At 67.1% G+C, this 8,870-nt stretch carries 10 protein-coding genes and 1 pseudogene; 9 read left to right on the top strand and 2 right to left on the bottom strand.

Translation table 11 applies throughout. The features are described from left to right. From sucB to TX88_RS30035, 5 genes and pseudogenes are all read left to right on the top strand, one after another. Positions 1-1,460 (top strand): annotated as a pseudogene (gene sucB / locus TX88_RS30055) (2-oxoglutarate dehydrogenase, E2 component, dihydrolipoamide succinyltransferase); the annotation flags it as partial. A 25-nt stretch (positions 1,461-1,485) separates the two neighbouring features. Beyond that, entirely contained in the window at positions 1,486-2,394 is a 909-nt protein-coding gene (locus TX88_RS30050) for a TIGR01777 family oxidoreductase (protein ID WP_044523562.1), read from the top strand. Positions 2,395-2,432: 38 nt separating this feature from the next. Further along, the gene (gene lipB / locus TX88_RS30045; RefSeq protein ID WP_044524359.1) at positions 2,433-3,107 is read left to right on the top strand and encodes a lipoyl(octanoyl) transferase LipB; all 675 of its coding nucleotides are present in this window, start codon (positions 2,433-2,435) and stop codon (positions 3,105-3,107) included. Between the two features lie 4 nt (positions 3,108-3,111). Beyond that, the gene (lipA, locus tag TX88_RS30040; RefSeq protein ID WP_044523558.1) at positions 3,112-4,056 is read left to right on the top strand and encodes a lipoyl synthase; all 945 of its coding nucleotides are present in this window, start codon (positions 3,112-3,114) and stop codon (positions 4,054-4,056) included. 4 nt (positions 4,057-4,060) lie between these two features. Next, complete coding sequence (locus tag TX88_RS30035) at positions 4,061-4,813, top strand: DUF4191 domain-containing protein (protein ID WP_044523557.1); 753 nt, start codon at positions 4,061-4,063, stop codon at positions 4,811-4,813. A gap of 83 nt (positions 4,814-4,896) precedes the next feature. Here the strand turns inward: TX88_RS30035 and TX88_RS30030 are convergent, their stop codons facing one another. Then, complete coding sequence (locus TX88_RS30030; protein WP_209447123.1) at positions 4,897-5,382, bottom strand: RDD family protein; 486 nt, start codon at positions 5,380-5,382, stop codon at positions 4,897-4,899. Between the two features lie 155 nt (positions 5,383-5,537). Here TX88_RS30030 and glnA point away from each other — a divergent pair, with 155 nt between their 5' ends. From glnA to TX88_RS30010, 4 genes are all read left to right on the top strand, one after another. Next, on the top strand, positions 5,538-6,974 hold the full coding sequence (gene glnA, locus TX88_RS30025) for a type I glutamate--ammonia ligase (RefSeq protein WP_044523556.1): 1,437 nt from the start codon (positions 5,538-5,540) through the stop codon (positions 6,972-6,974). Positions 6,975-7,149: 175 nt separating this feature from the next. After that, on the top strand, positions 7,150-7,476 hold the full coding sequence (locus tag TX88_RS30020; RefSeq protein ID WP_044523555.1) for a darcynin family protein: 327 nt from the start codon (positions 7,150-7,152) through the stop codon (positions 7,474-7,476). 45 nt (positions 7,477-7,521) lie between these two features. Further along, positions 7,522-7,953 (top strand): D-aminoacyl-tRNA deacylase, encoded by a 432-nt coding sequence (gene dtd / locus TX88_RS30015; RefSeq protein WP_044523554.1) that lies wholly within the window; start codon positions 7,522-7,524, stop codon positions 7,951-7,953. A gap of 31 nt (positions 7,954-7,984) precedes the next feature. After that, a complete protein-coding gene (locus tag TX88_RS30010; protein ID WP_044523553.1) occupies positions 7,985-8,398 on the top strand; it encodes a DoxX family protein in 414 nt (137 codons plus the stop codon). On the opposite strand, the gene TX88_RS30005 is transcribed toward TX88_RS30010, so the two are convergent. Continuing rightward, positions 8,395-8,870: LLM class flavin-dependent oxidoreductase (locus TX88_RS30005; protein ID WP_044523550.1), on the bottom strand; the 476-nt coding region annotated here is incomplete at its 5' end. The genes TX88_RS30010 and TX88_RS30005 overlap by 4 nt on opposite strands.

The following is an 8,870-nucleotide window of genomic DNA, read 5'->3' as shown; positions in this document are numbered from 1 at the left end:
CCCGCCCCGAGCCCGTCGCAGCCGCCGCACCGGCACCTGCCCCCGCAGCCGAGCCCGCCGCGCCGGCCGCCTCGTCGGGGTCAGCCACTTCCGTGGTGATGCCCGAATTGGGCGAATCGGTCACCGAGGGCACGGTCACCCGCTGGCTCAAGAAGGTCGGCGAGTCCGTCGGCGTCGACGAGCCGCTGGTCGAGGTGTCCACCGACAAGGTCGACACCGAGATCCCGTCCCCGGTGGCCGGCACCCTGCTGTCGATCACCGCGCAGGAGGACGACACCGTCGAGGTCGGCGGCGAGCTGGCCAAGATCGGGGACGCTTCCGCCGCACCCGCTCCCGCTCCGGCGGCACCCGCACCGGCCCCGGCGGCTCCCGCACCCGAACCCAAGCCCGAGCCCAAGCCGGAACCGAAGCCCGAACCGAAGCCTGAGCCTGCACCCGCAGCCGCCCCGGCGCCCGCAGCCGCTCCGGCCGCACCGGCACCCGCAGCCGAGGCTGCCCCCGCCGCCGGAGACGGTTCGCCCTACGTCACCCCGCTGGTGCGAAAGTTGGCCGCGGAGAACGGTGTCGACCTCGCAGAGGTGAAGGGCACCGGTGTCGGCGGTCGGATCCGCAAGCAGGATGTGCTCGCGGCCGCCGAGGCCAAGAAGGCTCCCCCGGCCCCGGCTCCCGCAGCACCGGCAGCCCCTGCCGCCGCCGCGCCCGCTGCCTCGGCGGCGCCCGCTCCGGCCCTGGCGCATCTGCGCGGAACCACGCAGAAGGCCAACCGGATTCGCCAGATCACCGCGAAGAAGACGCGCGAATCGTTGCAGGCGACCGCACAGCTGACCCAGACCCACGAGGTCGACATGACCAAGATCGTGGCGTTGCGGGCCCGGGCGAAGGCGGATTTCGCCGAGCGCGAGGGTGTCAACCTCACGTATCTGCCGTTCATCGCCCGCGCCGTCATCGACGCGCTGAAGATCCACCCGAACATCAACGCCAGCTACAACGAGGACACCAAGGAGATCACCTACTACGACGCCGAGCACCTCGGCTTCGCGGTCGACACCGACCAGGGTCTGCTGTCGCCGGTGATCCACAACGCCGGTGACCTGTCGCTGGGCGGGCTGGCGCGCGCCATCTCCGACATCGCGGCGCGGGCCCGTTCGGGCAACCTGAAGCCCGACGAGTTGTCCGGCGGCACGTTCACCATCACCAACATCGGTAGCCAGGGCGCGCTGTTCGACACCCCGATCCTGGTGCCGCCGCAGGCGGCGATGCTGGGTACCGGGGCGATCGTGAAGCGGCCGCGGGTGATCTCCGACGCGTACGGCAACGAGTCGATCGGTGTGCGTTCGGTGTGCTACCTGCCGCTGACCTACGACCACCGACTGATCGACGGCGCCGACGCCGGCCGATTCGTGACCACCATCAAGCGCAGGCTCGAAGAAGGTGCTTTCGAGGCCGACCTCGGGCTGTAAGAGCCGTTAGGAGGGGCTCCCCACTGTGGCGGATGCCGTCATCGCGATAGCGGGATCATCCGGTCTGATCGGTTCGGCGCTGGTGTCAACGCTGCGCGCCGCCGATCGCCGGGTACTCCGGATCGTACGCAGGGCACCATCGAACGGCGACGAGCTGTTCTGGAACCCCGACACCGGGGAGTTCGACGCCGGCGCGCTGCACGGCGTGGACGCGGTGGTGAACCTCTGCGGCGTCGGCGTCGGCGACAAGCGCTGGTCGGGCGCCTTCAAACAGAGCCTGCGCGACAGCAGGATCGGGCCCACCGAGGTACTCGCCGGCGCCGTGGCCGACGCCGGGGTGCCGGTGCTGATCAACGCGAGCGCGGTCGGCTATTACGGCGACACCAGGGACCGGGTGACCGACGAGTCCGCGCCCGAGGGTCGCGGGTTCCTGGCCGGGCTGTGCGCGGATTGGGAAGCGGCCACCGCGCCGGCCGTCGCGGCCGGCACCCGGGTGGTGCTGTTGCGCACCGGGTTGGTGATGGCCCCGTCCGGGGGCATGGTGAACCGGCTCAAGCCGTTGTTCTCGCTGGGCCTGGGCGCCCGGTTGGGCAACGGCAGGCAGTACATCCCGTGGATCAGCCTGGAGGACGAGGTCCGCGCGGTGCTGTTCGCGATGGCATCCGAAAGTCTTTCGGGCCCGGTCAATCTCACCGGTCCGGCCCCGGTGACCAACGCCGAGTTCACCGCGGCGCTGGGCCGCGCCGTCAACCGCCCCACCCCGGTGATGGTTCCCGGGTTCGCGCTGCGCACGCTGCTGGGCGAGATCGCCGACGAAGGACTGCTCATCGGTCAGCGCGCCATCCCCGCGGCACTGGAACGCGCCGGCTTCACGTTTCACCACAACACGGTGGGCGAGGCACTGGCCTACGCCACCGCACCCAAAGACCTGTGACCGGCCTCCGGGAGCAGCCGGGGCGTACCGTCGACGCTGTGACATCCATCCGCTCCGCCACTGCTCCCGTCGAGGTGCGGCGCGTGGGCACGCTCGACTACGAAGCCGCCTGGGAGCTGCAGCGCGAGATCGCCGACGCCCGGGTGGCCGGCGGTCCTGACACGCTGCTGCTACTCCAGCACCCGGCCGTCTACACCGCGGGCAAGCGCACGGAGCCGCACGAGCGCCCGGTGGACGGCACACCCGTCGTCGACACCGACCGCGGCGGCAAGATCACCTGGCACGGCCCCGGGCAGCTGGTGGGCTACCCCATCATCGGGCTGACCGAACCGCTCGATGTGGTGAATTTCGTTCGGCGCCTTGAGGAAGCACTCATCACCGTGTGTGCGGATCTCGGAGTGCCGACCGGCCGGGTCGAGGGACGCTCGGGCGTGTGGGTGGCCGGCGACGGACTTCGGCCGGCCCGCAAGATCGGGGCGATCGGGATCCGGGTGTCCCGGGCGACGACGCTGCACGGTTTCGCGCTGAACTGCGACTGCGACCTGTCGGCGTTCACGTCGATCGTGCCGTGCGGGATCGCCGACGCAGGCGTGACGTCACTGACGGCCGAACTCGGCCGCCGTATCACCGTCGAGGACGTCACCGACCGCGTCGCCGCCGCGGTGTGTGACGCGCTGGACGGCCGGCTCGAAGTAGCTCTGAACGTAGGATGAATCTGTGACTGTTGTGCCCGAAGGCCGGAAGCTGCTGCGTCTGGAAGTGCGGAACGCGCAGACGCCCATCGAACGCAAACCACCGTGGATCAAGACCCGGGCCAAGATGGGTCCGGAGTACACCGAGCTCAAGGGCCTGGTGCGCCGCGAAGGTCTGCACACGGTGTGCGAGGAGGCCGGCTGCCCCAACATCTTCGAATGCTGGGAGGACCGGGAAGCGACATTCCTGATCGGCGGCGAGCAGTGCACGCGGCGGTGCGACTTCTGCCAGATCGACACCGGCAAGCCGGCCGAGCTGGACCGCGATGAACCGCGCCGGGTCGCCGAGAGCGTTCAGGCGATGGGGCTGCGCTACTCCACCGTGACCGGCGTGGCCCGCGACGACCTGCCCGACGGCGGGGCGTGGCTCTATGCCGAGACCGTCCGCTACATCAAGCAGCTCAACCCGAACACGGGTGTGGAGTTGCTGGCCCCGGACTTCAACGGCAACCCGGACCAGTTGGCCGAAGTGTTCGAGTCACGCCCAGAAGTGTTCGCGCACAACGTCGAAACGGTGCCGCGCATCTTCAAGCGGATTCGTCCGGCGTTCCGCTACGAGCGCAGCCTCGAGGTGATCACCGCCGCCCGCAACTTCGGCCTGGTCACCAAGTCCAACCTGATCCTCGGGATGGGCGAGACCATCGACGAGGTGCACACCGCGCTGCGCGACCTGCACGAGGCGGGCTGCGACATCGTCACCATCACCCAGTACCTGCGGCCCTCCCCCCGCCACCATCCGGTGGAGCGCTGGGTGCACCCCGACGAGTTCGTCGCGTTGTCGAGCTATGCCGAGGGCCTGGGATTCGCCGGCGTGCTGGCCGGACCGCTGGTGCGCTCGTCCTACCGGGCGGGCAGGCTCTATGCCCAGGCCGCGCGGGTTCGGTTCGCCGATCAGCCCCCCGTATCCTGATGTAATGGCGAAATCCCGCAATGCCGCAGAAACGAAGGCGGCAAAGGCCGAGGCGAAGGCTGCCCGTAAGGCGGCCTCCAAGCAGCGGCGCAGTCAGTTGTGGCAGGCATTCCAGATCCAGCGCAAAGAGGACAAGCGCCTGCTGCCGTACATGATCGGCGCGTTCGTGCTGATCGTGGTCGCAGCGGTGGTTGCCGGGCTGCTCATCGGCGGGTTCACGATGTACACGCTCATCCCGCTGGGCGTGGTGCTGGGCGCGCTCGTCGCCTTCATCATCTTCGGCCGGCGGGCCCAGAAGTCGGTGTACCTCAAGGCCGAGGGCCAGACGGGTGCCGCGGCCTGGGCGCTGGACAATCTTCGCGGCAAGTGGCGGGTCACCCCCGGCGTCGCGGCGACCGGCCATTTCGATGCCGTGCACCGCGTGATCGGCCGCCCCGGTGTGATCTTCGTCGGCGAGGGTTCGGCCACTCGGGTCAAGCCCCTGCTGGCTCAGGAGAAGAAGCGCACGGCGCGTCTGGTCGGCGACATCCCGATCTACGACATCGTGGTCGGCAACGGCGAGGACGAAGTGCCGCTGTCCAAGCTGGAGCGCCACCTGAACAAGCTGCCGGCGAACATCACGGTCAAGCAGATGGACTCGATCGAGTCCCGGCTGGCGGCGCTGGGCACCAAGACCGGCCCGGCCGGCATGCCCAAGGGTCCGTTGCCCGGCGGTGCGAAGATGCGCGGTGTGCAGCGGACCGTCCGCCGGCGCTGATGTCATTCCTCGTTCGTAACGCCATGGCGGTCTGACGGCAGATTTCTCGCCGTGGCGTTACGAACGCGACAGGACTGACGCCGCTAGCGTCGCACGACCGCGGTGAACGTCAGCCGGTCGTGCAGGCCGCGGAGATCACTGTCAGAAACCAGCGGCGGGATCACCAGTGCGATCAACACCACACGCAGGAACGCCCGCACGATGCCGATCCGGTCGCGCCCGTCGGCGGGCACCACGGCCAGGCCCACAGCAAGCTGCCCCGGGGTGAACGAGAACAGCCGCACCGCGACCGTCCCCAACAGCATCCAGATCACCAGCACGGCCGTGGACAGCATCGGCAGCGAAATCAGGCCAAGGGCCATCACCAGACCGGCCAGCCCGTAGGCCACCAGCCAATCGATGCACAGCGCGCCGAGGCGCCGGCCCATCCGGGCCAGCGAGCCGGGTCCGGACTCGGGCAAGCCGAGGCGCTCACCGGGGTATTTCCCCCGGCCATCCAGCGCGTCCTCGCCGTCGCCGGCGTCGAAAGGTCCCGGTCCGGACAGCCAACTTCCCATCGTGCGCGCCATAGGGCCAGAATAGGCGGAGCCCGTTGAGTGACGGTCAGTAGCTCACGTCACACAGAACGGTCATCGCGTAACTTGCGCGCAACATATGGTTGACGACTGCGCAACATCGTGTCCTTAGCGTCAACCCGCGGGTTACCAGTAAAGGAGAACACTCAGTGGCAGAAAAGACGTCCGACGACATCTTCAAGCTGATCAAGGACGAGAACGTCGAGTATGTCGACATTCGCTTCTGCGATCTGCCCGGCGTCGTCCAGCACTTCTCGATCCCGGCGTCGGCGTTCGACCAGAGCGTCTTCGAGGACGGCCTTGCGTTCGACGGCTCGTCGGTCCGCGGCTTCCAGTCGATCCACGAATCCGACATGATGCTGCTGCCGGACCCCGACACCGCGCGCATCGACCCGTTCCGCGCCGCCAAGACGCTGAACCTGAACTTCTTCGTGCACGACCCGTTCACCCGTGAGGCGTACTCCCGCGACCCGCGCAACGTGGCCCGCAAGGCGGAGAACTACCTGGCGAGCACCGGTATCGCCGACACCTGTTACTTCGGTGCCGAGGCCGAGTTCTACATCTTCGACTCGGTGAGCTTCGACTCCAAGATGAACGGCACCTTCTACGAGGTGGATTCCGAGTCGGCGTGGTGGAACACCGGCGAGCCCTTCGAGGCCGACGGCAGCGCCAACCTCGGTTACAAGGTCCGCCCCAAGGGCGGCTACTTCCCCGTCGCCCCGTACGACCACTACGTCGACCTGCGCGACGAGATGTCGACCAACCTGATCAACGCCGGGTTCACCCTGGAGCGCGGCCACCACGAGGTCGGCACCGCCGGCCAGGCCGAGATCAACTACAAGTTCAACACCCTGCTGCACGCGGCCGACGATGTGTTGCTGTTCAAATACATCATCAAGAACACCGCGTGGGCCAACAACAAGACCGTCACCTTCATGCCCAAGCCTCTCTTCGGTGACAACGGGTCGGGCATGCACGCCCACCAGTCGCTGTGGAAGGACGGCAAGCCGCTGTTCCACGACGAGTCCGGCTACGCGGGCCTGTCCGACATCGCCCGCCACTACATCGGCGGCATCCTGCACCACGCCCCGTCGCTGCTGGCGTTCACCAACCCCACGGTGAACTCCTACAAGCGTCTGGTGCCCGGCTACGAGGCCCCGATCAACCTGGTCTACAGCCAGCGCAACCGCTCGGCCTGTGTCCGTATCCCGATCACCGGCAACAACCCGAAGGCCAAGCGCCTCGAGTTCCGTTGCCCGGACAGCTCGGGTAACCCGTACCTGGCGTTCGCGGCGATGCTGATGGCCGGCATCGACGGCATCAAGAAGAAGATCGAGCCGCTGGCCCCGGTCGACAAGGACCTCTACGAGCTGCCGCCGGACGAGGCCGCCAACATCCCGCAGGCCCCGACCTCGCTGGCCGCGGTGATCGACCGCCTCGAAGAGGACCACGAGTACCTCACCGAGGGTGGCGTGTTCACCGAGGACCTGATCGAGACCTGGATCTCCTACAAGCGGGAGAACGAGATCATGCCGATCCAGATCCGGCCTCACCCGTACGAGTTCTCGCTCTACTACGACGTCTAAGTCAGCGTCAGACTGTGGCCCCCGGCTCTTGCCGGGGGCCACAGTTTTAGGCTAACCTAACTAACGCGAGCACAACCGCTCGCGGTGCTGACAACCTCACAGGTCAACGGAGAGATTCGTTGGCCTTTTTTGTTTCTCTCCAGTCGTATTCGCATATGAGAGAACGAGGTTCGCCATGTTCACGGTTTTCATGCTGGTCAAGACCAATCCGGAATGGCTCGGATTCCCGGTGGCCCAACGCTTCGACGAGTTGGCCCGGCACCTGCAGCCGATACTCGATCGCCATCCCGCGGTGAATTTCCGTTGGTACGACACGGAGTTCTACACCGCCAGGGTCACCGACCTCCTACTGTGGGAGACCGCAGATCCGCACGAGTATGAGCTCGCGGTCGAAGAGCTCCGCGAAACCCCACTGTGGGACCGCTATTTCACCATCGTCGAGATCCTCCCCGGAGTGGCGAACGCGTACGCCGACAACTACGGCAGATCCGCCCTCGGGTAGGCACCCGACCGGCGGCCCGCGCAGCGCCGAAAGCACAATGGACCAATGCGGGTTCTGGTGCAGCGGGTGACATCGGCGAGTGTGACGGTCGACGGCGAAGTCGTCGGCGCCATCGAGCCGAACCCGCAGGGGCTGCTCGCCCTGGTGGGGGCGACCCATGACGACGATGCCGCCAAGGCCCGGCGGATGGCCGAGAAGCTTTGGCAGTTGCGGATTCTGGACGGCGAGAAATCCGCATCGGACGTTGCCGCCCCCATCCTGGTGATCAGTCAGTTCACGTTGTACGCGAACACCGACAAGGGCAGGCGACCGTCGTGGAATGCGGCGGCGCCCGGCCCTCTCGCGGAACCGCTGGTGGCCGAGTTTGCCGACGCTCTCGTGAAGTTGGGAGCGGTTGTGGAAACGGGGGTTTTCGGTGCGGATATGAGCGTGGAACTGGTCAATGACGGACCGGTAACGGTGTTGCTCGAGCTGTGAGTTTTCTGCGAGCTACGCGTATTGTCAGGACATGACGACCAAATTGGACACTCGACTGGGCTCGCTTGCGCCCGCTGTCATCAGCTTGTTCCGTGTCGTGTTCGGTTTACTGTTCACCATCCACGGCGCATCGAAACTCTTCGCCTGGCCCGTCGATTCGGGAAGCGGCGCCGTGCCGGTCGGCACCTGGCCGTACTGGTACGCCGGTGTTCTGGAGCTGGTGCTCGGCCTGCTCATCATGGTGGGCCTGTTCACCCGCATCGCCGCATTCATCGCCTCGGGCCAGATGGCGTTCGCCTACTTCACCCAGCATCAGCCCAACGGTCTGTGGCCGATCGAGAACGGCGGCGAACTCGCCGTGCTGTACTGCTTCGGCTTCCTGCTGCTGGCCGCGATCGGTGGTGGCACTTACGCGTTGGACGCGGCGCGCGGTAGGCGCACCTAGTCCAGCGCGAGGTCCTTGCGGAACCGCTTCAGCCCGTCGATCTTCTCGGCGAGTGTGGCGTCGGGGCCGGAGTAGAACATCCAGGGCATGGTGATGATGCCCTGGATGCCACCGGCTTCGGCGCGCGCGTAGTGCTCGGGGGTGAAGGCGTCGGTCAGCGGTGTGATGATCGTGAAATCATCCATCGTCAAACCTTTTTCGGCGCGCAGGTCACGTAGCCGGTCGACCCGCTGCAAGGCGGCTTCGGTGGAGATCAGATCGCCGATCCAGCCGTCGTGCCGCGCCGCACGCCGCAATGCGATGTCGGACAGCCCGCCGACATAGATGGGGATCCGCGGCGGCGTGGGCTCCATCTCCAGGCGCGGCGTGGAGTAGAAATCGCCGGAGAACTCGGTCCACCCGGGCTCCCACAGCTTCTTCATCAATTCGAGCATCTCGTCGGTGCGCTTGCCGCGTCGTGCGAACTGCTGCC

Origin of the sequence: Mycolicibacterium septicum DSM 44393 (assembly GCF_000455325.1) — a bacterium.
Classification (GTDB): domain Bacteria; phylum Actinomycetota; class Actinomycetes; order Mycobacteriales; family Mycobacteriaceae; genus Mycobacterium; species Mycobacterium septicum.
This window is presented reverse-complemented; position numbering and strand designations above follow the sequence as displayed.